General features: G+C 56.1%; 24 protein-coding genes. 18 read left to right on the top strand and 6 right to left on the bottom strand.

The features are described 5' to 3' along the window. The first annotated feature begins 4 nt into the window (after positions 1–4). From FE784_RS09795 to FE784_RS09775, 5 genes are read left to right on the top strand one after another with little or no spacing between them, the layout of a single operon-like run. Complete coding sequence (locus FE784_RS09795; RefSeq protein ID WP_176706094.1) at positions 5–2,662, top strand: glycosyltransferase; 2,658 nt, start codon at positions 5–7, stop codon at positions 2,660–2,662. Further along, a complete protein-coding gene (galU, locus tag FE784_RS09790) occupies positions 2,659–3,540 on the top strand; it encodes a UTP--glucose-1-phosphate uridylyltransferase GalU (protein ID WP_139602011.1) in 882 nt (293 codons plus the stop codon). The genes FE784_RS09795 and galU overlap by 4 nt, the downstream gene beginning before the upstream one ends. After that, positions 3,537–4,508, top strand: a complete 972-nt coding sequence (locus FE784_RS09785) for an NAD-dependent epimerase/dehydratase family protein (protein WP_139602010.1) — start codon at positions 3,537–3,539, stop codon at positions 4,506–4,508. Before galU ends, FE784_RS09785 begins: the two co-directional genes overlap by 4 nt. Next, positions 4,505–5,884: a UDP-glucose dehydrogenase family protein gene (locus tag FE784_RS09780; RefSeq protein ID WP_139602009.1), complete on the top strand. Its 1,380-nt coding sequence runs from the start codon at positions 4,505–4,507 to the stop codon at positions 5,882–5,884. Before FE784_RS09785 ends, FE784_RS09780 begins: the two co-directional genes overlap by 4 nt. A 49-nt stretch (positions 5,885–5,933) precedes the next feature. Further along, positions 5,934–6,668, top strand: a complete 735-nt coding sequence (locus FE784_RS09775) for a class I SAM-dependent methyltransferase (protein WP_139602008.1) — start codon at positions 5,934–5,936, stop codon at positions 6,666–6,668. Between the two features lie 68 nt (positions 6,669–6,736). Here FE784_RS09775 and FE784_RS09770 read toward each other — a convergent pair whose 3' ends face one another. The 4 genes from FE784_RS09770 to FE784_RS09755 form a co-directional block, all read right to left on the bottom strand. After that, positions 6,737–7,858 (bottom strand): glycosyltransferase family 61 protein, encoded by a 1,122-nt coding sequence (locus FE784_RS09770; protein ID WP_139602007.1) that lies wholly within the window; start codon positions 7,856–7,858, stop codon positions 6,737–6,739. Between the two features lie 47 nt (positions 7,859–7,905). Continuing rightward, entirely contained in the window at positions 7,906–8,610 is a 705-nt protein-coding gene (locus FE784_RS09765) for a putative nucleotide-diphospho-sugar transferase (protein WP_139602006.1), read from the bottom strand. Positions 8,611–8,634: 24 nt separating this feature from the next. Next, positions 8,635–9,342 (bottom strand): putative nucleotide-diphospho-sugar transferase, encoded by a 708-nt coding sequence (locus tag FE784_RS09760; protein WP_139602005.1) that lies wholly within the window; start codon positions 9,340–9,342, stop codon positions 8,635–8,637. Positions 9,343–9,405: 63 nt separating this feature from the next. Beyond that, positions 9,406–10,524 (bottom strand): glycosyltransferase family 61 protein, encoded by a 1,119-nt coding sequence (locus FE784_RS09755; RefSeq protein WP_139602004.1) that lies wholly within the window; start codon positions 10,522–10,524, stop codon positions 9,406–9,408. Between the two features lie 228 nt (positions 10,525–10,752). Between FE784_RS09755 and FE784_RS09750 the strand changes: the two genes are divergently transcribed. From FE784_RS09750 to FE784_RS09725, 6 genes are read left to right on the top strand one after another with little or no spacing between them, the layout of a single operon-like run. Further along, positions 10,753–11,361 carry a class I SAM-dependent methyltransferase gene (locus FE784_RS09750; RefSeq protein WP_139602003.1) on the top strand — a complete coding sequence of 203 codons (609 nt, stop codon included), beginning with the start codon at positions 10,753–10,755 and terminating at the stop codon, positions 11,359–11,361. Positions 11,362–11,416: 55 nt separating this feature from the next. Beyond that, positions 11,417–12,502, top strand: coding sequence for a glycosyltransferase (locus FE784_RS09745; protein WP_139602002.1), 1,086 nt, complete (start codon positions 11,417–11,419; stop codon positions 12,500–12,502). A gap of 30 nt (positions 12,503–12,532) precedes the next feature. Continuing rightward, positions 12,533–13,639 (top strand): glycosyltransferase, encoded by a 1,107-nt coding sequence (locus FE784_RS09740; RefSeq protein WP_139602001.1) that lies wholly within the window; start codon positions 12,533–12,535, stop codon positions 13,637–13,639. A gap of 31 nt (positions 13,640–13,670) precedes the next feature. Continuing rightward, positions 13,671–14,771, top strand: a complete 1,101-nt coding sequence (locus FE784_RS09735) for a glycosyltransferase family 4 protein (RefSeq protein ID WP_139602000.1) — start codon at positions 13,671–13,673, stop codon at positions 14,769–14,771. Between the two features lie 25 nt (positions 14,772–14,796). Then, positions 14,797–15,897 (top strand): glycosyltransferase, encoded by a 1,101-nt coding sequence (locus tag FE784_RS09730; protein WP_176706093.1) that lies wholly within the window; start codon positions 14,797–14,799, stop codon positions 15,895–15,897. Positions 15,898–15,920: 23 nt separating this feature from the next. Next, the gene (locus FE784_RS09725; protein ID WP_218103762.1) at positions 15,921–17,255 is read left to right on the top strand and encodes a nucleotide sugar dehydrogenase; all 1,335 of its coding nucleotides are present in this window, start codon (positions 15,921–15,923) and stop codon (positions 17,253–17,255) included. Positions 17,256–17,364: 109 nt separating this feature from the next. On the opposite strand, the gene FE784_RS09720 is transcribed toward FE784_RS09725, so the two are convergent. Then, positions 17,365–18,342, bottom strand: a complete 978-nt coding sequence (locus tag FE784_RS09720) for a glycosyltransferase family 2 protein (RefSeq protein ID WP_139601998.1) — start codon at positions 18,340–18,342, stop codon at positions 17,365–17,367. A 289-nt stretch (positions 18,343–18,631) separates the two neighbouring features. Here FE784_RS09720 and FE784_RS09715 point away from each other — a divergent pair, with 289 nt between their 5' ends. The 7 genes from FE784_RS09715 (at position 18,632) to FE784_RS09690 (ending at position 22,420) form a co-directional block, all read left to right on the top strand. Beyond that, positions 18,632–19,336, top strand: coding sequence for a class I SAM-dependent methyltransferase (locus FE784_RS09715; RefSeq protein ID WP_176706092.1), 705 nt, complete (start codon positions 18,632–18,634; stop codon positions 19,334–19,336). Between the two features lie 87 nt (positions 19,337–19,423). Further along, on the top strand, positions 19,424–20,581 hold the full coding sequence (locus tag FE784_RS09710) for a glycosyltransferase family 61 protein (RefSeq protein ID WP_139601996.1): 1,158 nt from the start codon (positions 19,424–19,426) through the stop codon (positions 20,579–20,581). Positions 20,582–20,650: 69 nt separating this feature from the next. Then, the gene (locus FE784_RS09705; RefSeq protein WP_176706091.1) at positions 20,651–21,211 is read left to right on the top strand and encodes a glycosyltransferase family 61 protein; all 561 of its coding nucleotides are present in this window, start codon (positions 20,651–20,653) and stop codon (positions 21,209–21,211) included. Continuing rightward, the gene (locus FE784_RS42365) at positions 21,208–21,330 is read left to right on the top strand and encodes a hypothetical protein (protein WP_281287060.1); all 123 of its coding nucleotides are present in this window, start codon (positions 21,208–21,210) and stop codon (positions 21,328–21,330) included. The genes FE784_RS09705 and FE784_RS42365 overlap by 4 nt, the downstream gene beginning before the upstream one ends. A 59-nt stretch (positions 21,331–21,389) precedes the next feature. Next, a complete protein-coding gene (locus FE784_RS09700; RefSeq protein ID WP_139601994.1) occupies positions 21,390–21,695 on the top strand; it encodes a nucleoside-diphosphate sugar epimerase in 306 nt (101 codons plus the stop codon). Between the two features lie 42 nt (positions 21,696–21,737). Next, positions 21,738–22,079, top strand: coding sequence for an alpha-helical endospore appendage domain-containing protein (locus FE784_RS09695; protein WP_139601993.1), 342 nt, complete (start codon positions 21,738–21,740; stop codon positions 22,077–22,079). Then, positions 22,079–22,420, top strand: coding sequence for a hypothetical protein (locus FE784_RS09690; RefSeq protein WP_139601992.1), 342 nt, complete (start codon positions 22,079–22,081; stop codon positions 22,418–22,420). The genes FE784_RS09695 and FE784_RS09690 overlap by 1 nt, the downstream gene beginning before the upstream one ends. Before the next feature lie 35 nt (positions 22,421–22,455). Here the strand turns inward: FE784_RS09690 and FE784_RS09685 are convergent, their stop codons facing one another. Further along, positions 22,456–24,618 (bottom strand): methyl-accepting chemotaxis protein, encoded by a 2,163-nt coding sequence (locus FE784_RS09685; RefSeq protein ID WP_246131968.1) that lies wholly within the window; start codon positions 24,616–24,618, stop codon positions 22,456–22,458. Positions 24,619–24,848: the final 230 nt, after the last annotated feature.

The raw sequence follows: 24,848 nt of genomic DNA, 5'->3' as shown, positions 1-24,848 counted from the left end.
ATTTATGAAAATCGCGTTATGCAGCCCCTCTCTCGAGCCCCATTTCGTCGGACTCGCGAAGGGGCGGTATTTGGACCATTTATTCGAGGCGCTCGCTCAGCGCGGTCCGGAGCATACGTTTATTCGTTATATTCCGGAGGCGGAAGGGGATACCCTCGAGCGGCGGCAAGAGCATGTCGGCCGTTTTTTGACAGAGCATGCGGTCGATTTGTTCGTCATAACCGATCCGTTCATTGGCGAGGAGCAAACCTGGCATAAGGAATGGTTCGGCAGAACGAAAGTGGCGGCCCTGCTCCTCGAGTGGTCTTCGCCGGAAGTGAAGGACGGCCGTCAGCCGGATGAGCGGAACAACGAACCGACCGGGCAAGCTCCCGGCTTCCTCCGGAGCTGCGACCTGGTGTTGACCCCGACGGATTCGCTCAAGCAGGCGGTGGCCTCGTCGGCCGGCATCCAGGCGGAAAAAATCGACGTCATCTCGGGAGGGATCGACCCGCTGTTCGGTCCGGTCGAGATAACGGAGCAACACCTTTCCCGTTACGGTATACCGGGCCGGTATGTATTATGCGCGGGGACCGGGCTTTCCGGACGGCAAGGGAAAGCTCTGATCGCCGCTTTCGGCATGGCGTGCCGGGAGCTGGACGATCCATTAAGTCTGGTGATCGCGGACGATGCCGTCGGTCAAGAGCGGGAAAAGCTGCTGGCTTTGGCCGATGCGGCCGGGGTGCGGGAACGTCTGCTATGGACCGGTCCCGTCGACGGCGAGGAACTGGCGAGCCTGTATGGGGGCGCCGAGTTGTTGGCGTTTCTCGGGACGGAAGGAAGCTTCGGGTTTCCGCTCCTGGAAGCGATGGCGTGCGGCACGCCCGTATTGGCGCCGGATCGCGGCGAATGGAACGAATTGGGGGATAACGCGATATACCGGGTCAAACCGTGCAATGCCGAACAGCTTCACATCGGATTGAAGGTACTGCTGAACGTAGGTTCGTCCAGGAGCTTTCTCGTCGATAAAGGGAAGATGCAGGCGCGAAAATACCAGTGGAGGGCGTGTGCGGAAAAAGCGCTGCGGGCCTTTTCCGAAGCTTGCCGGAAGCGGGTGGCGATATTCGCGGCCCGGTCAACTGTCCGAACGGGTTCGATCAACCGCCTTCAGCTTCTGCTGCCCGTATTGACCGAAAAGTATGACTGCGATCTATATGTCGGCAATGGATCCGGTCTGTCCGAGCATTTCTTGCGGAACCGAAAGGTCCGTCTGTTTCGCCATGAGGAGTTTCCCGAGAGGGCCGAGGATTACAAAGCGATCCTTTATCAGGTCGACTATACGGATCCCGAAGCGAGCGTGCCGGAATTCGTGCGGCAGCACCCCGGTATCGTCCTGGTGGACGATGAGGAGCCGAGCGGCGCCGTATCGCTGTTGTCCGCCGAAGCGGGCACGTTCGTCGTCCATCATGAGGAGACGGCACGATGGCTGCAAGAGAACGGCTGCAAATCCGTCAAGCTGCTTCGTAAGCCAGTCAAGCTTCCCGTCATGGTATCCGCGATCATGGATCGCGACTTCACCTTCGCGAGCTGCGGACGGATCGAGCCGGGCGACGGGCTCGATTCGGCGCTCGATGGAATACGGCGGCTTATCGACAGCGGGTATGACGACGTGCGGATGTGGGCGGCGGGCGAGTGCGATCCGGATTATCGCGAACGGCTGCTGGCGCATGCGGAAGAGCTCGGGGTATCGGACCGTGTCGAGCTTATCGGCCCTCTGGGGGAGGACGAATACGGAAGCCGGATGATCCGATCCGATGTCTGCTTATTTTTGCGCAAACCGGGCTCAGGCGAGCTGTCCGGGGATTTGCTCGACATGATGTCCTACGGCAAGCCGACGGTCGTGCTCGGTGCGGGGGCTCATCTGGAACTGCCCGACGATGTCGTACGCAAGACGGAGAATGATACGGGAGAAGGGAAGCGGCTGTCCGACGCCATGCTTCACCTGTACGAAGACAAGGAGCTTCGCAAGAAGATGCGAAAGCAATCCAGAGCCTATGTGGCCGCCAACCATTCGGCGTCCCGATACGCGAATCGCGTCCTCTCCCTGATTGAGGGCAATGAAGAAAACGAAAATACGGAAGAGATTGACGGATTTGAAACGGACGTCCCGCAGCCCGTTCCGGAGCCCGCGGCCGAAGAGGCTCCGCCTATTCTCGATGCGGGTCCGGAGCCGGGAGCGACAGGGAACGAAGCCGAGGTTAGTCCGGCAACCGGAAATGCCCTCACGCTCGGGCCGAACCGCATCCGCCGTATTCGCAAGGGCAAGGCGGTCAGATGCTATTTTTCATTCGATCTGGCGACGCTTCCGCCCGGTGTCACGATCAAATCGGCGGTCATGCATATTCCGGCCAGGACGAATGCGATCCGGGTCCATCGCATCAGCGCGGACTGGAGCGCGCAAGCCGTTGCCCGACGCAAGCCGCGCGTTCGGCCGAAGCCGATCTTCAGCAGCGTCCGCAAGCTGTCCAGGGGGGCGGCCGTCTTCCGGTGGGATTGCACGCAATTGGCTCGCATGTGGCAGACGGGAGCCATGAGCAACCACGGCGTGTATGCACCGGCCGTATCCGCGGTACGGAAGCCGTGGCTGTCCGTCGAGTACGGGTATGAAGGAGACATGAGATGAGAAGGGTGAAAAAAGCGATTATTCCGGCAGCCGGCCTCGGGACGAGATTTCTTCCCGCGACGAAGGCCATGCCGAAGGAAATGCTCCCCGTCGTTGACAAACCGACGATTCAATACATCGTAGAAGAAGCCGTTGCCTCGGGAATCGAGGATATTATTATCGTGACGGGAAGGAACAAACGTTCCATCGAGGACCATTTCGACATCAACCACGAGCTGGAGGCGAACCTGAAGGGTCAGCGGAAAGAGCATTTGCTCAAAATGGTCGAGGACATCGCGAATTTGGCCGATATCCATTACGTCCGGCAGAAGCAGGCGCTCGGCTTGGGTCATGCCGTCTGGTGCGCCCGCAAGTTTATCGGACAGGAGCCGTTCGCCGTCCTGCTCGGCGATATGATCGTCGATAGCGAGGTTCCGTGCTTGAAGCAGCTGCTCGACGTATACGAGGAGAAGCAGGCGCCGGTCATCGCCGTCGATGCGGTCGAATGGTCGGATGTAAGCAAGTACGGCGTCATCGACGGCGAGCCCGCGGGCGAGCATCTTTACCGGGTGAAGCGATTGGTGGAAAAACCGGTTGCCGATCCTCCGTCCAATATGGCGATCATCGGCCGGTACGTTATGGATCCGCAAATATTCCACATTCTGGAAAACTTGCCTGCCGGGATCGGTGGAGAAATCCAGCTCACGGACGCGCTGCAGCAATGGACGCAGCGGCATCCGATATACGCCCGCCTTATTGAAGGGAAGCTATACGACGTCGGGGACAAGATGGGCTTTCTGAAGGCGACGGTCGAGCTCGCCTGCAAGGACGACGCGCTGCGGGTGCCGTTCCGTTTATTTTTGCGCCAAATGGCTGCGGAAGGAGGAGAAACGCCATGAGCAAGACGCTGGTTACGGGGGCGGCGGGCTTTCTCGGCTCCCATATGGTTGCGCGGCTTCTCTCGGAAGGCCGGCAGGTCGTCGGAATCGACAATTTGAGCACGGGCAAAGCGGACAATTTGCGGGCTTTTCCGGACGGCGTCGGCGGATTCGTCTTTATCGGCTGCGACGTTACGGACCCCGGGGTACTGTCGATACCCGAGCTGGAAGGCGTGACGGAAATATTCCACCTCGCTTCTCCGGCATCGCCGAAGTTTTATCAGGCGCGTCCGTTCGATACGATCGAGGTGAATACGACCGGTACGAAGCTTATGCTGGAGCTGGCACGGCGCCGCGGCGCCAAATTCGTTTATTCGAGCACGAGCGAGGCGTACGGGGACCCGCTCGTGCATCCCCAAGACGAGTTATACCGGGGAAATGTCAACACTTGGGGGCCGCGCGCTTGCTACGACGAGGCGAAGAGACTCGGCGAAGTGTTTTGCTACGAATATTATCACCGCTTCGGGGTTCCGGTGAAGGTCGCACGCATTTTCAACACGTATTCCGCCGGGCTGCGCAACGACGACGGGAGGGTGATCTCCAACTTCGTAACCCAGGCGATCGCCGGCGACGATCTGACCGTGTATGGAGACGGCAGCCAAACCCGTTCGTTCTGCTATGTGGACGATACGATTCGCGGACTTCGCCTGCTGATGGAGAAGGAGGCGGCTGACGGGGAAATCGTCAATATCGGCAACCCGGTCGAGCATACGATCTTGCAGGTCGCCCATACCGTAATCCGTTTGTCCGGGGCGCCCGGCGGCATTCGCTACATGCCGCTTCCGGAGGACGATCCGAAGGTGCGCCGTCCCGTCATCGCGAAAGCGAAGTCGCTGCTCGGCTGGCAGCCGGAGGTCACGCTGGAGGAAGGACTTCGCCGTACGATTGCGGCTTACCGAGAGCGGATGCAAGGGGGAGCGCGTCCATGAAAATAGCGGTAATAGGCGCCGGATATGTCGGCAGCGTGACGGCCGCCGCTTTCGCGGCATCGGGACGGCGCGTTACGGTCATCGACTCGGATCCGCGCAAGGTGGAGCGGATCAACGGGGGCAGGAGCCCGATCTATGAGCCGGGTCTGGATGCTCTTCTCGGCTCCGTGGTCGGTCGGCAGCTGTTGACGGCATCGGACCGTTATGACTCGATCTCCGAAGCAGACGCCGTGTTCATCGCGGTCGGGACTCCGTCCCTGCCTGACGGAACGGCCGACTTATCGTATGTGTCGGCGGCCGCGGACAGTATCGGGTCCGCGATCAATCCGGACCGCTTCACCGTTGTGGTCGACAAATCCACCGTTCCGGTCGGCACGGCCGGTCTGGTTGCCTCGCGGATCGAGGAGCGATCGGGCTTGAAGCGGGGCGAGGCGTTCGCGGTCGCGAGCAACCCGGAGTTTTTGCGGGAAGGCTACGCGCTCGAAGACGTATTTTATCCGGACCGGATCGTCATCGGGACGATGGATCCGGAAGCGCGGCGCATATTGAAGCAGCTGTATCGTCCGCTGCTTGAGCGCCATAATTACAGCAGTCTGGCTGACGTCATTCCGCAGCCGGCTCAACCGAAAGCGGACACGATTTATTTCGAGACGGACGAGGGCAGCGCCGAGATGATCAAATATGTGTCCAACGCCTTCCTCGCGGTCAAAATCAGCTACATTAACGAGGTGGCGAAGCTGTGCGAAGCGATCGGGGCCGACGTAACGGACGTGGCCGCGGGAGTCGGGCTCGATTCGCGTATCGGCAGTAAATTTTTGCAAGTATCGAGCGGCTGGAGCGGCAGCTGTTTCCCTAAGGATACCGCGGAGCTGCTGTCCGCGAGCCGCAAATACGGCAGCGAGCTGACGGTAGTCAAGGCCGCGGTCGAATCGAACCGGGGCATGCACGACTATTGCGTGGAGAAAGTCCGGCGGCGTCTGAAATCGTTGATCGGCAAACGGATCGGAATATTGGGGCTGACGTTCAAGCCGAATACCGACGATGCCCGGCAAACGCAAGCGTCCGTCATTATCGGCAGCCTTTTGGAGCTGGGGGCGACGGTCGCCGTTCACGATCCTCAAGGAAAGGCGATGTTCCAAGCCTTGAATCCGAATCTTCAAGTCCGTTATTGCGATACGGGCGAAGAGACGGCGAACGGGACGGACGCTCTCCTGCTGCTGACGCATTGGGAAGAATATGCCTTATTGGACTGGAAGGCGATGCGTCAGCGCATGCGCACCCCATACATGCTGGATACGCGCAATTTTCTGCGCACGGCGCCCTGGGGCGAATGGGGCTACGAGTATGAAGGAATGGGGATCGGGACGGTCCGATAATGTTTGGAGCCTTGACATGCAAGCGGACCGAATGGGGTGATCGACCGAGATGGCTAATCGCCGCGAAGATTTATACGGGAAAGCCGCTACGGCTTTTATAGAACGGTACGGTACGAAGGTTCGGCGCGGTCCCTTTGCCGGCATGCGCTACTTGAACGAGCCTTCGATCAACGTGCTCGTTACGAAGCTGCTCGGCATTTACGAGCAGGAGCTGTACGACGTAATCGAGAATGAAATCATTCCCGCGCGGTACAAGCGGATCGTCAATGTCGGCTGCGGCGACGGGTATTATGCGGTAGGGCTCGCGCTCCGAATGAGGAAGGCGCGGATCATCGCTTATGACATCAAAGCTTCGGCACGGAGGAAATGCAGGGAAATGGCCCGATTAAACGGGACGATCGACCGGCTGGAGCTCGAGCCCTTCTGCGATACCGGAACGCTTCAAGATAAAGTGAAACGGAGCAAAGAACGGAGAACGCTGCTATTTTGCGATGCCGAAGGGTATGAGCTGGAGCTGCTGGATCCCGACCTCGTCCCGTCGTTATCCCATTGCGATATGCTGGTGGAATTGCATGACTTTATTCATTCCGGCATCAAGCGGGCGATATTGTCCCGCTTCGAGCAGACGCATGCTGTCACGCTGCTGAAAAGCGCGCCACGCGATCCCGAAAACTACCCTGAGCTGCAAGGCTTGAGCTTGCAAGAGCGCTCCTTGTGCGTTTCCGAGCGAAGACCGGCGGGTATGGAATGGGTTTTCCTGAAGAGCACGGCGGAGAAAGACTGATTCCGACCCAATCACGGACATTTAACGGATCAAAAAACCGGAGGCATCGACTCCGGTTTTTTCCTTTTTTATCGGAAGCCCGCGATATACAGAATATGCTTCAACTGATTGATATTGACCGTGATATCGGCATACCGGTCGTGCGTATCTTTGTATTCGGGAGGCCGCATGCCCGTTCCGACGACATAATAATGCTGCAGGCCGAGCAGTCCGCTCAGCATCGGATAGCACGTATGCACGAGCAACGGGGAGAACATTTCGATCACGCGGGTGCCGGGATTGCAGAAAACCGTATTCGTGAAGCCGGCGCCGTGCGGGCCGGCGACGGCTTCGGCGGAGGCGAACAGCCGGATTTGCTCGGGGAGGGTCATCTCTTCCAGATGAACTTTGCGAAAGCCGTGATTGCCGAGAACCCGCATGACGTCCTCCTCGTTCAGCAGCTTTCTCTTCTTCGCTTTTGCCCGGCTGATGTAGATGCGTTCCTTTTCCGCCGACGGTTCGATTCCGTGCGCGTCCATCAGCTCGCGGCGCAAAAAGTCGATCGACCATCTGGAACGGTATTTTCCGACGCACCGGGGAACCACGAGCAGGCGGCTGCGGATATGGAGTGCGTCATGACTCGGTATGATCCGTTCCCGGGAAATGCCGAGCATCTCCAGCGTCCGGATTTGGAAAGGAGCGGCACCCTTGCCGTTGATCACGAACGAATGCGGCTTGATGCCGGATTGCTTGAGCAGGTGAAGCATCGGCAGCACATCCATCATCCAGTGGTAGTAAATGTTGCTGTCTTTAAGGGCGAGTACGGCTACGGGATAAGGACATATTTGCTGCGGAGGCAAACTGCTTCTCTTCCATATGGTCCGCTGGGTCGGGTGTTTCTTCCATTCCAGGGAGTAGTCGCCGATCAGCTTGTTGTCGGGGGTAATGATATCGCATTCCGTACCGCAAACTGTCCCGCCCGGCATGAAGGCGACGGTCCCGTTACGTTCCCGGATTCTCGCCGAAGACAAATTGCGGAACGCCCAGTGCGGAGGGTTCTCCAGTCCGATCGGCGTCCGGAACTCGACGGGGCGGCCCAGCCGCAGCGTTTCGATGTAAGAGGGGGCTCCCTCCAACGCCGATGTCTCGGCCCATTCGTCAAACGTCCGATAATACCCGGAAGGAGGAACAAGCTCATCCTGGTCGGCCAAAGCGGTTCACCTTCTTTCCCCGGACATGGATGGCCGGAAATCTTATGTCACATCTGCAGCACCCGCTGCATAAACGCAACATACTTTCGATACATGTCGTCGATAGGCTTCGGTTTGCTGCAGTAGTGGTAGATGATCGGGTTAACGGCGCAGTCCGAGCTCCGGCTGTTCCACTCGCGGTCGATGAACCGGACATGCGGCGTATACGGCGTCGCGCCGCGAAAGGTTGCCGACTCCGTATCGTAGCCGATCAATTCCATAAGCGCCGCTTGCTCCCACCATCTATGGTCTACGTACTGGGTACTGTTCCAGATGTGATGCAGCATCTCGAACGTCTTCGGCAAGCTCCGGCAAATCCATACGCCGGTGTTCGGAATTTTTCTTCGCCCCGTCCTGTGCGCGACCATATGCATCGGCGTCCTCGTATTCAGCACGGTGCGGATATCTTTCCGCGGATCGCAGAAGATCGCGTCGGCATCGATCCAGATGACCGTTTCGTACAGCTTCAGCATATGGTGGATCAACACGATTTTGTCCCAGGCAGGCGGTCGCGAAGGGTCCAAACGTTTGTCGGGAAGCGGCAGCAGCAAGCTGTCCATGCGATGCAATTGGGCATAGTAGGCGGCCGTAGGCGCCATGAGACCAAGCATCTCCAAATGTTCGCTGCCGGTAGCCAGGCTGCATAATATCGTACGTTCCCTCCGTTTCCACTTGAGCGATGATAGGACGGGGATATTTGTCGATTTCTTCACGAAACTCCCACCTAACGGAATAGGTTATAGCTTGGCGATGCGTCTGATGAACGTTTTATATTTGCGTTCCATATCGGCAAGCGGCTTATCCGGCCCCGAATAATGCAAAATGTACGTCTCGGAAGCGGGGGCGGTGTAGCGGCTGTTCCACTTTTCGTCCAGAAAACGGACGTAGGGAGTAAAGGGGGTCGGTTTGCGGAAACGGCAAACGCGTCCCCTCGGCTCGTAGCCGATCAAGTCCATGAGGGCCGCTTGCTCCCACCAGCCGTCGTGGACTAGCTCGGTATGGTTCCATACCGCTTCGAGCAGCTCGAATGTGCGCGGATCGTTGTGGCACACCCATACGCCGGTATTCGGGATCGTTTTGCGCCCGAGACGGTGGGCGACCATATGCATCGGAACGAGCGGATCGAGCTCCGAGCGGATATCGACGCCGGGGTTTACGATTATCGTGTCGGCATCAAGCCATATTACGGTATCGTACAGTTTCAGCATGTGGTTCAGTACGATTACTTTGCTCCAAGCGGTGGGACGGGACGGATCCAGCCCGGTATGATAGAGCGGGAGCAGAAGATGGTCCATCCGGTGACGCTCCGCATAATAACGGGCGGTCGGCGCCATCCACCGCATGCACGAGATGTGCGGTTCGCCGACGGCCAAGCTGCAGACGAGCATTCGGCTTCGGGGTGTCCAGGCGATCTTCAGCGCCGGTATGGTCGAGTTGACGGACATGAGACACCTCCAGTCGGCATATTAGGAGCTATTGCGTAATAACTCCGAGCCACACAATAGCTCCTAGGTAATTCCGGCAAGCTTCAAGACGCTCCGGAATTCCTTCGGGTCGATCCGGATATCGTCCGCGTGGATACGCGGATTGACGAACTCGGGCGGGCGCTCGCCGACGCCGACCAAGTAATAATGCTCCAGGCCCATATGGTTGCTTATGACCGGATAGCACGTATGCATATGGTTCGGGGAAAACAATTCGATCACCTTCGTGCCCGGCTTGCAGAAGATCAGGTTCGTGAGACCCGCTCCATGCGGTCCGACGACGATGTCCGCCGACGCGAACAGACGGATCTGTTCGGCCACCGGCATCGTTTCCAGCTCGACGCTGCGAAATCCGTGCCTGCTTAACAGGCTCGCCAGTTCGGCTTCGTTAAGCAGCTTGCGTTTCGTCGCCCGCGCCCGGCTTATGAACAGGCGCACCCCCTTGCCATGCGGCCGAATGCCCGGCTTCTCCATCAGCTCGCGACGCACATAGTGAAGCGCCCATTTGGGTACGATGCCGAATTCGCATCCCGGCACAAGCAGCCGCTTCGCTTTCAGATGCATGTCGTCATCGCTGAACAGCAGCCGGTCGCGGGGAATGCCGAGCATATCCAACGTTTCGAATTGAAACGGCGCCAGCCAGTTTCCGTTCAGCACGTACTTGTCCGCCGGGATACCGAGCCTCTTGAGCAGATGAAACCGCGGCAGTACGTCTACCATCCAATGGTAGTAAATTCCGCTTTCCCGCATGCCCAGAAGCGCTATGGTTTCAGCCGTCTCGCGCAGCGGCGGGAGTCGGGTTAGCTGACGGAGCGACGGGTCGTTCGAGGCGCGATATACCAACCAGGACAAATCCCACATTTCTTGATGATCCGGGGCGATGATCGTGCATCTCGAGCGGCACACCCTCCCTCCGGGCATGATGACGACGTACCCTTTCCGCTGTCTCCACTTTTGCTCATGGAACGAACGGTACATCCAGTGAACGGGGCGCTCCAGCCCTTGCGGTTGCTTCAAATAGACCGGATCGGATTTGTAATACGAATGGAGCAGCTTGTCATCCCCGAGCCCCGAGGACCGGATCCATTCGTCCGGGGAACGGTAATGCCCCTTCGGCGGCCGCAGCTCCTTTGGAACGGTCAATGTCAACTCCCCCCTTCCTTCGATTGTCGTAATCGTTACTTGTATATGTCCGAACAGACCGGACGGACCCGGCAGATGGAGCGGGTATAATCGTAAAACTTGCGAAACGTATGGTCCAGATGCACATTTTCATGCTGTCCGCCGTTTTTCTATGACGGGCATTATCCCTTTGTCATAAGATGGGAGCAAGTTCAATGAGTACATGAACACACGGATGGAGGGATAATCATGTCTTCGGAGAAGGAGCAGACCGGCGAGCGGATCGAAAGCATCCAGCGAATGGTTTCGTCGGTACCCGGCTGGCTGGAACCAAATGAAGGAGAGACTCTTTATCGTCTCGCCCGTTACCAGGCTCCGGTGCCTACGATTGTCGAGCTCGGCTCTTGGAAAGGAAAATCGACGTGCTGGCTATCCTGTGCGGTGCAAGACCGCGGAGCGGGCAAGGTGCATGCCGTCGACCTATGGAACTGGAAGCCGCCGGGCAAGCCGCTCGATCATCCGGATGAGGTATTGGATGAATTCAAGGGCAATTTGCGGAAGCTCGGTCTTCTCGCAAATGTGGAAGCGATACGGATGAAAACGGTGGACGCCGCGCGGAAATGGCGGAGAAGAATGCCGATCGGTCTGTTGTTTATCGATGCATCCCACCGTTATGCATCTGTTCGGGAGGACTTTGAATATTGGAGTCCGATGGTCGCGAACGGCGGATACATCGCCTTTCATGACGTGAACACTTGGCCGGGGCCGACCAAGCTCGTCTCGGAGCTGCCGAAATGGTACGTCAAAGTCGAGACGAAAGGTTTATGGGTTTGCCGCAAAGTCATGGAGGAGCCGTAAACGCGGGCGGCGCAATTCGCTTGCGGAATATCGGAGAGTCGGGTGAACAGGACCTATGAATATATGTTTGGAAGGAGCGTTCTACAGCGGACACGGTTTGGCGGAAGGAAACCGCATTTTACTGCGCATACTGGAGCAGGCCGGTCACCATGTGCGGATCAACCCGGTCGATAAAGAGTGGGTGAAGCAGCAGATTCTGCCTCCCGGGGAAACGGCATATTTGCGGTCCTTCGAGGAGACGCCGCTGCCGACCCGCGATCTGTTTTTGTGCAACTGGATCGGTTCCGAGGTACGGCACGATCCCGATTACCGCGTGAACATCTGCCGCACGACGTTCGAAACGGACCGCATCCCGCAATCGTGGGTACGGGAGCTGAACAAATTTCACGAGGTGTGGGTGCAGTGCTCCTTCAATCAATCTACCTTTGCCGCATCCGGAGTGACGGCGCCACTTCGGCTCATCCCGAACTTTTTCGACGAAAGCCAGTTTGCCCCGGAAGGCGGCAGCATGCCGCTGAACGTGGGGAAATCTTATTTGTTCCTGTCCGTATTCGATTTGAAGGAAAGAAAAGGGTACGATGTGCTGCTTCGCGCATTTTTGAACGAATTTTCAAGCCGGGACGATGCGGCTCTTGTCATCAAGGTGCGCAGCGGCAAGCTCGTTTCCAAGCTGCACGAGGTGATCAAGGCGCATGCGAAGCCGGCCTGGCTGCGGCCTTGCGTGCATGTCATCGAGCGCATGCTCATCCCGGACGATTTGAGCAGGCTGTACCGCACTTGCGATTCTTTCGTTCTGCCTACGCGAGGGGAAGGCTGGGGCAGACCCTTTTTCGAAGCGATGCTTATGGAAATGCCGGTTATCGGAACGAACTGGAGCGGACAGACGGAGTTCATGAGCGAGGACAACTCGTTTCCGGTGAAGGTCGAGCGGCTCGTGCCGGTGAAGAACGTGCCGGAATTGGCCGGACATTATTGGGCGGAGCCGTCCCTTTCCGATCTGCAGCAGAAAATGCGGTATGTTTTTGAAAACCGGGAGGCTGCCAAAGCGATAGGAAAAAAGGCGCGCGCCGATCTGCTGTCCAAATATTCGATGGAGGAAACGTCGCGAAAGGTGGCAGCGGAGCTGGACAAATTCCGGTAACCGGGTCGACTGAATTCAGCGGAAAGAACGGTGACGGCTTTGAACATTTTGTTTAAAGGATTTTTTTATAACGGGAAAGGCTATGCCGAAGGAAACCGGGTGCTTCTGCATATGCTGCACCGGTCCGGGTATAAGGTCAAGGCGCTGCCCAGAGACTGGCAGTGGGAACGGAAGCTGGCCCTGACGAATGACGAGTTCTACTATGTCCGTCATTTGGAGAAGGCCGTGCTGAAAGGAAACGATATATTCCTCAACCGGGACGTCGGGTTCCGTATGGAAGCCAGACCCGATTTCCGCGTAAATATTGCGCATACGACGTTCGAGACGGACCGGATTCCATCCAGCTGGGTGCCGATTTTGAACAAGTTCAACGAAGTTTGGGTGCAGTGCCGATTCAACATCAAGACGTTCCAGGATTCCGGGGTGAAGGTGCCGATCCGCTTCATTCCTTATTTTTTCGATGACCGGAGATATGTCGTGGAAGGCGAGAAGTTCCCGCTGCCTTTGTCGAAAAGCTACAAGTTTCTATCGGTGTTCCAGTTGTGCGAGCGCAAAGGCTACGATGTGCTCATCCGCGCGTATTTGGACGAATTCAAGCCGGACGACGATACGGCGCTCGTCATCAAGGTTCGCAGTCCCGAGGAAACGCCGCGGCTGCTTAAAGCGCTGGAAGCCCATTCGAAGCCCATGTCCAAGCGGCCGGAGATCCATATCATCGACCGCATGCTGATGACGCCCCAACTGCTCAGCCTGTACCGGGCCTGCGACGCCTTCGTCCTGCCTACCCGCGGGGAAGGCTGGGGAAGGCCGTTGTTCGAGGCGATGATCATGGAGATGCCGACGATCGGCACGAATTGGAGCGGGCAAGCCGAATACATGAACGAGCACAACTCGTATCAGATCCAGGTCGAGAAGCTCGTTCGGATCAAGAACAACCCCGATTACGATATGTATAACGGGCATAAATGGGCGGAGCCTTCCGTGGAAGATTTGCGAAAAAAAATGAGACACGTATACGAACACCGGCAGGAGGCCAAAGCGGTAGGCAAGTATGCGCGCAAGGAGCTGCTGGAGAAATACAACATGGCGCTTGTCGAGAAAAAAGTGAAAGCCGAGCTGGAGAAATTCCGGAAGTAGGACTGCTGGAGGGCGGACGCGGAGGAGAGAGGTGCGAGAATCGGTGAATATTTTGCTAGACGGCATGTTCTATAACGGGCACGGGTTCGCGGAAGGGAACCGGATCCTGCTCCGTATTTTGGACGGGGCGGGGTACCGGGTACGAATCTCGGCAAGAGACCGCGCGGAGAAACGGTCCGTCCTGCCCGCGGACGAAATCCGGTACATTGCTTCGTTCGAGCAAACAGCCCTTTCCGCAAACGATGTGTACATTAGCAACCGGGTCGGTTCCGATGTCCGCGTCCATCCCGATTTTCGCGTCAACATAGCCCGCACGACGTTCGAAACGGACCGCGTCCCGGACTTTTGGATACCGGAGCTGAACCGTTTCGACGAGCTATGGCTGCAGTGCTCGTTCAATCTGGCTTCGTTTCGCAATTCGGGCGTTCGCGTTCCGTTGGTGCTGATGCCAAACTTTTTCGACGTCGGCCAATACGAGCCGGCAGGCGAACGCCTGCCGCTGCCTGCGACGGAACGGTACCTGTTCTTGTCCATATTCGATATGCAGCAGCGCAAAGGGTACGATGTGCTCCTGCAAGCGTTTCTGAACGAGTTTACTCCGCAAGATTCCGTAGCTCTCGTCATCAAAATCCGCGGAGAAAGCGACGCCGGAAAGCTGGAGAAAATAATCGGCGAACACCCGAAAGAGCGGAAAGAGAAGCCGCCGGTGTACATCATCGGCCAAATGCTGACCGTGCAGGAGCTGATGGGCCTGTACCGGTCGTGCGACGCCTTCGTGCTCCCGAGCCGGGGAGAAGGGTGGGGAAGGCCGTTTTTCGAATCGATGCTGATGGAATTGCCGGTGATCGGGACGAATTGGAGCGGACAGACCGAATTCATGCACGAATACAATTCGTATTTGGTCGACGTTGAACGGCTGATTCGGATTGAAAACAACGAGATTCCATTTTTCAACGGACATTATTGGGCGGAGCCGTCGCTCGGCGATCTGCAGAAAAAAATGCGATATGTCGCAGCGCACCGTTCGGAAGCCGCAGCGACCGGCAAAAAAGCGAGAAAGCAGCTGCTCGAAGACTATGGGATGGACCGATTGACCGCACGGGTCGTGGAGGCGCTGAATAAATATGTCTGACGATCGAAGGAGGTACGGAAGAAGCGTGAATGTGTTGCTGGAAGGCATTTTTTACAACGGACACGGACTCGCGGAAGGAAACCGGATATTGCTGCGCATGCTGCACGAGGCCGGGTTCCGCGTGCGGATCGAGGCAAGGGATGCAGACGAGAGGCACAAGCTGCAGGACCCGGAGGAGGAGCGTTTTATCTCTTCATTCGAAACGACGGAGCTCGTCTCGAACGATATTTATTTGTACAATTGGGTCGGCTCCTACGTCCGGCGCAGGCCGGAATTTCGCGTCAATATCGCCCGCACCACATTCGAGACGGACCGCATTCCGGACAGCTGGGTGCCCGAGTTGAACAGCTTCGACGAAGTGTGGGTGCAGAGCTCGTTCAACAAAACGACATTCGTGAGCTCCGGCGTAAACGTACCGATCCGGCTAATACCCAATTTTTTCGAGACGGACCGCTATACGCCTGACGGTCCTGTCCTGCCGCTGCCCGTAAGGGAATCGTTCCGCTTTTTGTCCGTCTTCGACCTGAAGCGGCGCAAAGGCTACGACGTTCTGCTTGACGCTTTTCTGGACGAATTTTCCCGGCAGGACGATATCGCGCTCGTCATCAAAATCCGCGACAACAACAAGGAAGGCTTGCTGGTGGAGCAGATCGAGGCCCACCCGAAGCCGAAGCGCGAGAAGCCGCCCGTCTACATCATTGATCAGATGCTGTCCCCGGAAGAGCTGCTCCAGCTGTACCGCGCATGCGACGCTTTCGTGCTGCCGACCCGCGGGGAAGGCTGGGGGAGACCGTTTTTCGAGGCGATGCTGATGGAAATGCCGGTAATCGGGACGAATTGGAGCGGGCAGGTCGACTTCATGAACTCTCGCAACTCGCATTTGATCGAGGTCGAACAATTCGTGGAAATTACGGATAACGAAAACCGCGCTTTTATCGGACATGTATGGGCGGAGCCTTCCAGGACCGATCTGTGCAAAAAAATGCGAACCGTCGCCAAAAGGCAATCGGAAGCCAAGGTACGGGCCGTCGAGGCGCGCAAGGGGCTTCTGCGCAAATTCGGCAAGCAAGTTACGGCGGACAAAGTGATCGGGGAGCTGTCCAAGTTTTGCGAAATATTTGCATAGCTTAAGCAATAGGGGAATGGAGAATGGAAATGACGAATGATCAGACATCGCATACGGTCGCGGTTATCGGTCTCGGTTATGTCGGATGCGTCTCCGCCGGTTGTTTGGCGCACATGGGTCATCGCGTAATCGGAGTCGATGTGAACGGGACGAAAGTGCAATTAATCAATGAAGGATTGCCGACAATCATAGAAGAAGGCATTGCATCCCTGATCATGGAACAGAGCGGGAAGGGGCGTTTATCGGCTACGACCGATCTGAGCTTGGCCCTGGAGCAATCCGACATATGCATGATTTGCGTCGGGACTCCTTCGAATAAGCACGGAGAACCCGATTTGTCGCATCTTTGGAGCGTTGCCAGGCAAATTAAGGAAGCGATCGCGAAACGGGACCGTTTCTTGACGGTCGTGGTGCGCTCCACGGTTCCTCCGGGCACGGGTAGCGCGATCGAATCGGTATTGGCCAAATCCGGAAAACGGGTCGGGCTGGATTTCGCCGTTGTCAGCAATCCCGAATTTCTGCGCGAAGGCTCCAGCGTCGAAGATTATTTCAACCCGCCGTATACATTGCTCGGTACCGGCAACGAAACCGCTCTAACCGCGCTCCGCCGCGTATATGGAGGGGTGCGGGCGCCCATCGTGGAAACGGACCGCGAAATCGGGGAAATGATCAAATACGTCAACAATTCCTATCATGCCTTAAAGGTCGTTTTCGCCAATGAAATCGGTGCGGTTAGCCACTCGCTCGGGATCGATCCGCGCAAGGTAATGGAGCTCTTCTGCCTGGACCGGCAGCTAAACGTATCGTCCGCTTACTTGAATCCCGGCTTTGCCTACGGGGGCTCCTGCCTGCCTAAAGATGTCAGGGCCATTGCCTCGATCGCGCGTTCGTTGAACGTGGAGACCGCCGTCCTGCCAGCCATCGAGAGAAGCAATGCGATGCATATCGACAGGGCGCTGGAGCTCATAGCCGCCGAAGGGCTTACTCGCATAGGCGTTCTTGGTCTGGCCTTCAAGAAAGGAACCGACGATTTGCGCGAGAGCCCGATCGTGAAGCTTCTGGAACGGCTTATCGGCAAAGGCTACGATATTCGCATTCACGACCGGAACGTCGAAGACTCCAGGCTTATCGGAGCGAACAAAGAGTATATGGAATCGGTCGTGCCGCACTTGATCCGACTGATGGAGCCGGATTTGGAGAAGCTGAAACGGCACTCCGACCTGATCGTGGTCGCCCAAAAAAATGAACAGTATATCGAGTTCGTGCATAACGCGCTGGATACGAAAATCGTCATTGATCTGGTAGGGATATCGGACTCGCTGACGGGTTTCAACAATTATAAAGGGCTTCTATGGTAAGGAGACGTCGGAGGGAAACCGGGGGGGATAATGAGTGAGTAAGGAAGAATACTGCCGAGAGCTTCGTCTCGGTAGTATTTTTTTGCATGCGGTTTTCGAAGGCGAATCGTTACAATTGAAATAAATGTTGATTGATAACCATCCCTTTATTTTGGAAATAATCGGCCAACGCTTTTCGATCGGGGTTCTGAAGCAGAATGATTCCGTCCACCTCTCCTCTATTGAATAGACTCCAAGCGGTATCGGCATGAAGTTGATTTTCATAGTAAGAGCGAACTTGTACCGGACAATGAGGAACGACGTTGTTCGCCATCATTTGGATAAGGCCTTTGTTCGCGAAGACGATTACGCGGATAGGGCCGGTACGGTGGCCATATTCGAATTGGCGCAGTCGGCGGATGCCGCAGCTCAGCTTTTCCGTATAGGTTGCCATGCCGTCATGATGGGACAGGGAACCGGAATGGACCCGGTACCGGTATAACACCCGGTCTATTTTCTCGATCGGCCCGAGCTGGAACAGCTTCAGCCACAAGTCGTAATCGTGAGTAATCCGATAAACCGAATCATAACCTCCCGCTCTGAAAAAACGCGCTCTCGAATATAGAGCGGTACCGTGGCATAGCGCACATACGAAGTAACGGTTTCTGTAAAGCTCATCCCTGCTTAAGCCATAGTTGAGATTGGACTCTACCCGCCGAAGACGCGCCGGATCGATGCCGCTTTCGCCTATACATGAAATCCGCGAGCCTACTACGATTAATTCGGGGTGCTCCCGAATATAGTCGGCCTGAACGGTTAATCGGTCGGGAAGGCTTATATCGTCGGCGTCTTGTATGGCAATCCATTCCCCCTCCGCCTCTTCAACCGCGATATTCAGTGCGATGGGGGTACCGCAGTTTGCCGGTAAACGGTATTTTCTGATCCGCGTATCGGTAATGCCGGAGAGGATTTCCCACGTGCCGTCGGTGGATCCGTCATCCACGATAATAAATTCGAAATTGCCGTAAGTTTGGGCCAATATGCTGTTTACGGACTGTTCCAAATAATCGGCTCCGTTATATACCGCCATCACTACCGATATTTTCATAATAGGAACCCTCCAATCGGTATGATCGTTCCTACTACTATATTCAGGCCGGTCCGAAATGTTTAGACGCTGTTCATGTCATCCTGTCCAATCACCCTTCGCGCAAGGTCATATGATAAGGTAGCAGCTTTACCCGCTAATAACGCAATCCGTATGGATGTGTGTCAAATGGTAAAAAGAGGCATTTCTCCAATGGCATATACCGGTTTCTCTTTCGGGTTATGAGGCATTTAATAGAATGATCGTACTATGGACCATCAGTAATACGGGGAGGGGTAATGTTTCAATTATGAATAACGAACAGTTTATTAAAGGAATTTCGTTTCGGTTCGTCCAACCCGAAACGCCGGTGCAGAAGGAAAAGCTGTACGGGACCGATGCCGCGCTGGAATTCTCCAACACCGTGCTTCCGGCAGATGAGCTCCAAATGAGGGACGCGATCAACAGCATATGGCAAATGCCGAAAATGTCCTCCTACGCGATCGGGTCGATTATTAATCGGGTCGTCTCCCAGCTGCCGCCGGGTCAAAGCTTCGTAAACGTAGGCGTATGGAACGGATTTTCCTTTTTATCGGGCTTGCTGAACAACTCCGGCAAAACATGCATAGGCGTGGACAATTTCTCGCAATTCGGCGGTCCGCGGGCGCAATTCATGTACCGGTTCAACCTGCATAAAGGCGATGGCCATCAATTTTACGACATGGACTATATCGAATACTTCGCCAATCTTCATCAAAGCCCCATCGGCCTCTATTTCTTCGACGGTCCTCACGATTACATGAATCAGCTGCAAGGCTTGCAGGTCGCCGCCCCGTATTTCGCCGACCAGTGCATCATATTGGTGGACGATACGAATTGGCCGGAGCCTCGCCAAGCGACGCTGGACTTTATGGCGGCTCACCCGGGGGAATACCGGATGCTGCTGGACGTTACTACGTCAAGCAATGGTCATCCCACGTACTGGAACGGACTTATGATTTTGCAAAAAGGGTAAGAATCGGGAATGACCATGGAGTCGGTGCGGCCTTCAAAGATGGATTCCGCACCCATCTTACCGATATTGGAAGGAGGGAGTTAAGACATGAGCGAAGCGACACCGCGCGGTGCTTATCCGTCGCTTTGGGACTGGGTCGAGACGTCGCGCGCCGGACGATTCCGCGATCATGAAATGCAAAACGTAATGTACATGGAGGAAACGATAAGCCTTTCGAGACCGAAAGGAGTGGAGCCCCCTACTCATCCCGGCTTTCAAAAGCAATCCGTCACGATACCGAAAGCTTTCGTCGCGGTTCTGCCGCAGGGACGTTATTGGGTAGCGGAAGACAGGATGGCCGCCATCATTGCCCCGGACAATAAAATCATTTTGGACATGTCGATGCAGTATTACAGGCCGAATTCGATTCATCCGGTCTATAAGAGGCGCGAATTGCCGCAAGCAAAAGCTACGACGGAGACGGTTGCCGTCGTGAATTTCATATGGGACAACAATTATTACCACTGGCTGGGCGAGGTGTTGGCCCGTATTCATCTGCTGGATAAGAGCGGCATTCATATCGACAAATATATCGTAAACGGCAAAGGCTCGACCCGATTTCAAACGGAGACTCTGGCCATGCTGGGCATTCCGGAACATAAGATCGTGAGGAACAAACCGGGAATGCACCTGAAGCCGAAGAGGCTGATCGTTCCTTCGTTGGAAACATACCGGCTGCAGCCGTTCCTGCCCCATTCGATGCCCAAGTGGGCAAGCCGATATTTGCGCACCGCCTTGTCGAATCGGATCGGGCAGACGACCGAAACCGGTTATCGGCGAATCTACGTCAGCCGCGAAAATGCCCAAGTCCGCAAAGTGACGAACGAAGAGCAAGTGTGCCAATTGCTAAGCGGTTACGGATTTCAAAAGGTGCTGCTCGAATCGCTGACGGTTGACGAGCAAATACGGCTTTTCGCTTCCGCCGATACGATCGTGGCCCCTCACGGCGCCGGGCTGGCCAATTTGCTGTTTTGTCGTCCGGGAACGAAGGTGCTGGAGCTGTACGCACCCAATTACGTGAACACGGTGTATTGGTATTTGAGCAACCATTTCGGGCTTGATTATTATTATTTATTCGGCGAAGGAGAGCGCCTGCCGGACACCTCCGGAGTCGGAGACGCGGACTGTCGAACGGACGACATCACCGTCGATCTCCGGGCTTTGGATGAACGGGTCGTGCGCATGCTGACGGAGGGGTCCGGATGAGCGAAGCAGTTCCTGCTGGCATGTACAATTCGCTTCGCGATTGGATCGCGAAATCCGTTTCGAAGCGGCTTGCACATCGATAAATACATCATAACGAATGACGGCGCCTCCCGGTTTCAGGATGAGACGCTCGCCCTGCTGGGCATACCGCGGGAGAAGGCCATCCGATCGTACGAGGGGCTGCACCTGAAGGCCGCGAGGCTCGTTGTCCCTTCGCTTCAACCGTATTGGCTGGAGCCGTTCATAGCCAACCCGCTTCCCAAATGGGGGACCGATTTTTTGCGCGAACAGCTTCTGAAGTCGGTGAATCCGCGGCCTTTATCCGGATATGAGCGAATATATATAAGCAGGGGCGACGCGAAGCACCGGAAAGTGCTGAAGGAACATGAGGTGACGAGAGTTTTGGCTGCACGCGGATTCCGGGCAATATCGCTAGGGACGATGTCGGTCGCCGATCAAGTAAGGCTTTTCGCATCCGCCGAATGCATAATAGCCCCGCATGGCGCCAGCCTCACCGACCTTATGTTTTGCCGGTCGGGAACCCAAGTCGTCGATATTTACCCGACCCGCTATATGTACCCTCTTTTTGGCACCCCAGCAGTTACTATGGTTTGCGGTTTTTCTATTTGATAGGTCTTGGAAATCGTCTGTCCGAAAGCGAAGGCATCGGCATGGTGGGACATGTGCACGACGACATTACGGTCGACCTCGGCGCATTGTCCGACATGCTGAAGCTGTTGGAAGTATGAGGGAAGGGGAGGCTGCACATTAGTCGCGATCCTTTCATAAAATATGGGGAAGTTCGATCATGAGGGGGGAGTGCTCCGTGCAGGAGGAGGTCACTTCGATTATCGCCCATATGGCCAAGTCGCATTGCGAAATGGCCCGCGTACTCGAGGCGAAGCGGCAATCGATATTCAATATCGCCCATATCGTGACGGCGCTGCCGAACGAAACGATCCAATTCGAAGGAACCGAAGCGATCGCCACGAATTCGATCGATTTGACGAAGAGCGTATCCGCCTACTTGAGCAGCTTGGCCGATTTGGCCGACGCGATCGGGGACCATCTCGAGATGGTCATCAAGGAGATGTCCGACCAGGAAGAAGAGTAAGAGAGCGGCGCGGCTCGCCGCGAGGCGAAAGGGGGAGAAGGAGTGGAACGGTCGGAATCGTTCTTCTGGATGCTGCGCGCTTCGGCCAAAATGCAGCACGACATATCGCTCATTTTGGAAGCGAAGGCGAATGAAGCGGAGAAATCGCGGGACTGGATATGCGTTCATTTGAATCATCAAAGCTACGACAACCATGAGGATCAGCTGAAAAAACCGCTTGAAATGCACGAGTCGTTCGTAGAGCTGATCGACGGGCTGACCAAAATGGAAAATGCGCTAGCCAAAAATTTGAAGGTCGTGCTGAACAAAAACGAAGATATGTCCTCGGACGGCATGGGCGGCTTTGGCAGTTTGTTCGGCGGCGGATTAGGGGACGGAAACTGATGGGATGGCTCGAACGGCAGCGGGAGATGAAGCTCGATATATTGGAGTCGCTCGCGCGCAGCCAACGGGCGATGGCGCGCATTATCGAGAGCGCCGCGGACGCAGGCGCGGGCGCGGGCTCCGTCGCCGATGGCGGAGCATCGGCGACGGAGGAGCCCCTGCGGAAAAGCATCGAGGCGATTGCGCAATACCAGCTCGCGATCATGGAGAAGATGATCGGCATCCGTATCGGAGAAGTGAATTCGTCGCCGCCATCCGCGCCGTGGACGAACAAGGCTCTGGGCGTCGCGCCGTGCTACGATGCGATCGATCCGGAAGACGGCGAAAGCACCCTCGCTTGAGGAAGCGGGGGTGCTTTCGTTCGTGCCGATATTCGTCAGATCGAGAACTTGCTCAAAGATTCCTTCAACGAATTGGACAAGCTCTCCAGCTTCTCGGACAGCCTGACCAGCCCTCCGCTAATGCTGAGCTGCTCCGAGCTGAGCGAGGCCACTTCCTGGGACGTGGCCGACGACTCCTCGGCGACGGCGCTTACGTTGCCCATCGCTTCCGAAAGCACGATCTGGGAGTCTTTCAGCTGCTGGACGGAGACGGTTACTTCCTTCAGCTTGCCGGCGAAGCCGTCCATTTGCGATTGGACCTGCTTGAATATTTCGTCCGCGTCTTTCACCGAAGCGATCTGCTCCTGGAAGATCGGATACGCCTCCGACAAGACGCCGACCGTCTCTTTCATCTCCGTCTGGATGCGTTCGGTAATTTGCGCCACGACGTCGATCGATTGCTTGGACTGGTCGGCCAGCTTGCGGATTTCGTCGGCCACGACCATAAAGCCTTTGCCCGCAGCACCTGCACGGGCCGCTTCGATCGTCGCATTGAGCGACAAAATATTCGTCTGTTTCGTAATATTGTTCAGCATGTCCAATATTTTGCGGATCGAGCTCGTGCTTTCCTGAAGCTTCTCGACCTTGTCCGCCATGGAGCGGATCATATCCTCGGTCGTTCCGGTTTTCGTAATCAGCTCGGACATGTAGTCCGTTCCTTTGCGGCTTGCCGACTGCACTTCGGCTGCGGCCGTTTCCATTATCGCGTTCGCGTCGACGACATGGTCGACCTTCATGCTGATGCTGCCGGTCAAGTCGCTGCCGCGTTCGGCCTCCACGGCGAGGCTGGATGCGCCGTTCGCGATTTCCTCCGTGGCCACGGCGATTTCCTTGGCGGATAGCGCCGTCTTCTTCGAGGAGTCGGACAGCTCGGAAGCGGTGTGTAGCACCTCCTGCGCCGATAAGTTCGTTTGCGCGACCAGCGTCGTGATCTGTTCCATCATCTGGTTGAAGCTTGCGGACAGCTGGCCGATTTCGTCCTGGCGGCCGTTATCCTTCGTCCGGACGGTCAAATTGCCCCGAGCCCCTTCCATCATCAGGTTGCGCAGCGTCACGAGCGGACGGGCGATAAACCGGATGACGATCATGCCTACGCCGATGGCGAGAAGGGCGGCTACCAGTACCATGACGAGCGTAATGATGAAAATGATCCCGGCGTCCTCGACGAGCACTTCCACCGGGATGACCCCGGTCAGCAGCCAATCCGCTTTCTGGATCGGATCGTATACGGCGAGAATCGACTCGCTGCCTTTGCCGTCGGGGCTTTTTCTCGTCCCGGTAAAGTTGGACGCTTCCTCCCCCGACTTGGCGATATGGCCGACGACATCGATGTTGTAGACCGCCTCCAGCTCTTCCGTTTTCTCGGAATAAATCACTTTATTGTCTTTGCCGATAATCGTAATGTCGCTGCCGTCGCCGATCGAGACGACGCCGAGGGCGTCTTTCAAGGCGGACTGCTTCACCTCGATCACGAGCATGCCTTCCACGGTGCCGGATTTGATGTTTCGCAGGACGCGGCCGAGCGCGAACGAATTGGGGGTGCTGACGTAGCCGGCTTTGCTGCTGGGCAGCCAGATTCCCCGACCGTCGCCTTCCTTCACTTTGTTGAACCATTCCGTTTTGTAGATGTCGTCCTTCAGTGCCGTCGAGGAGCGATATGTATCGGTTGCATCCGCACTAATCGGTATGATATTGATGTCGGCGAGCTTGTTGTTGGACAATACGTAGCTTTTCAGCCTGGTGCTCACCAGCTGTCCGGTCTGGAGCTTATCGAATTGCGACAGCGTCTTGTCCTTGTATTTGGTCATGTTGTCGGCGACCGTGTCATCGGACATGAGCTGGATGGAAATGTTTTCGACGCTTTCCAGCAGGAAATCGACTTTGTCGGTCGCCTGGGAGATCGTCTGCTGCGAAGCGTCGGCGACCTTGTTCTTGATTACGCTTTTGGAAACCTGGTACGACATGATGCCGACGGCAAGAACCATCGCCACGATGCTGACGAAGAAAATAAGAAGCAGCTTCATGCCTACCGATTTGGCAGGGTTTTGCAGCCTCAGCTGCTGCCGAAGCCCTTGCATGTCGGTTGCGGACACGTTGTCTCTCGCGCTGTTCCAAGCATTCGACATTCGCGAGAACCATTTCGACAATGTCCCTTTCATAAAAATCCCACCTTTGCGTGTAATGTCGTTGTGCCCAAAGAAGCATGCATACCCATATTCGACAAGAACGGCCATATTCCTTTTTGAAAACGACAAATTTCGTAGAATTTTATTCCAGTTCTTATGAGTCGGGGCGGGACTTATAGCCGTTATCGTTGGAAATATAAGACGGTTCATAAGTCTGCGGGGTAGGTAATAGGGCATGAAAAAAGCTCCCTTTTCGGGAGCTT

The organism is Paenibacillus hemerocallicola (assembly GCF_006265175.1).
Taxonomy (GTDB): Bacteria; Bacillota; Bacilli; order Paenibacillales; family NBRC-103111; genus Paenibacillus_AB; species Paenibacillus_AB hemerocallicola.
This window is presented reverse-complemented; position numbering and strand designations above follow the sequence as displayed.

What these genes read in the sequence shown, in the direction of transcription:
- FE784_RS09700 (WP_139601994.1), top strand. Translation starts at nt 21,390, where the DNA reads ATGAGGGGGGAGTGCTCCGTGCAGGAGGAGGTCACTTCGATTATCGCC.
- FE784_RS09685 (WP_246131968.1), bottom strand. Translation starts at nt 24,618, where the DNA reads ATGAAAGGGACATTGTCGAAATGGTTCTCGCGAATGTCGAATGCTTGG.
- FE784_RS09725 (WP_218103762.1), top strand. Translation starts at nt 15,921, where the DNA reads ATGGAAATGACGAATGATCAGACATCGCATACGGTCGCGGTTATCGGT.
- FE784_RS09795 (WP_176706094.1), top strand. Translation starts at nt 5, where the DNA reads ATGAAAATCGCGTTATGCAGCCCCTCTCTCGAGCCCCATTTCGTCGGA.
- galU (WP_139602011.1), top strand. Translation starts at nt 2,659, where the DNA reads ATGAGAAGGGTGAAAAAAGCGATTATTCCGGCAGCCGGCCTCGGGACG.
- FE784_RS09745 (WP_139602002.1), top strand. Translation starts at nt 11,417, where the DNA reads ATGAATATATGTTTGGAAGGAGCGTTCTACAGCGGACACGGTTTGGCG.
- FE784_RS09775 (WP_139602008.1), top strand. Translation starts at nt 5,934, where the DNA reads ATGGCTAATCGCCGCGAAGATTTATACGGGAAAGCCGCTACGGCTTTT.
- FE784_RS09785 (WP_139602010.1), top strand. Translation starts at nt 3,537, where the DNA reads ATGAGCAAGACGCTGGTTACGGGGGCGGCGGGCTTTCTCGGCTCCCAT.
- FE784_RS09780 (WP_139602009.1), top strand. Translation starts at nt 4,505, where the DNA reads ATGAAAATAGCGGTAATAGGCGCCGGATATGTCGGCAGCGTGACGGCC.
- FE784_RS09690 (WP_139601992.1), top strand. Translation starts at nt 22,079, where the DNA reads ATGGGATGGCTCGAACGGCAGCGGGAGATGAAGCTCGATATATTGGAG.
- FE784_RS09720 (WP_139601998.1), bottom strand. Translation starts at nt 18,342, where the DNA reads ATGAAAATATCGGTAGTGATGGCGGTATATAACGGAGCCGATTATTTG.
- FE784_RS09750 (WP_139602003.1), top strand. Translation starts at nt 10,753, where the DNA reads ATGTCTTCGGAGAAGGAGCAGACCGGCGAGCGGATCGAAAGCATCCAG.
- FE784_RS09710 (WP_139601996.1), top strand. Translation starts at nt 19,424, where the DNA reads ATGAGCGAAGCGACACCGCGCGGTGCTTATCCGTCGCTTTGGGACTGG.
- FE784_RS09760 (WP_139602005.1), bottom strand. Translation starts at nt 9,342, where the DNA reads ATGTCCGTCAACTCGACCATACCGGCGCTGAAGATCGCCTGGACACCC.
- FE784_RS09715 (WP_176706092.1), top strand. Translation starts at nt 18,632, where the DNA reads ATGAATAACGAACAGTTTATTAAAGGAATTTCGTTTCGGTTCGTCCAA.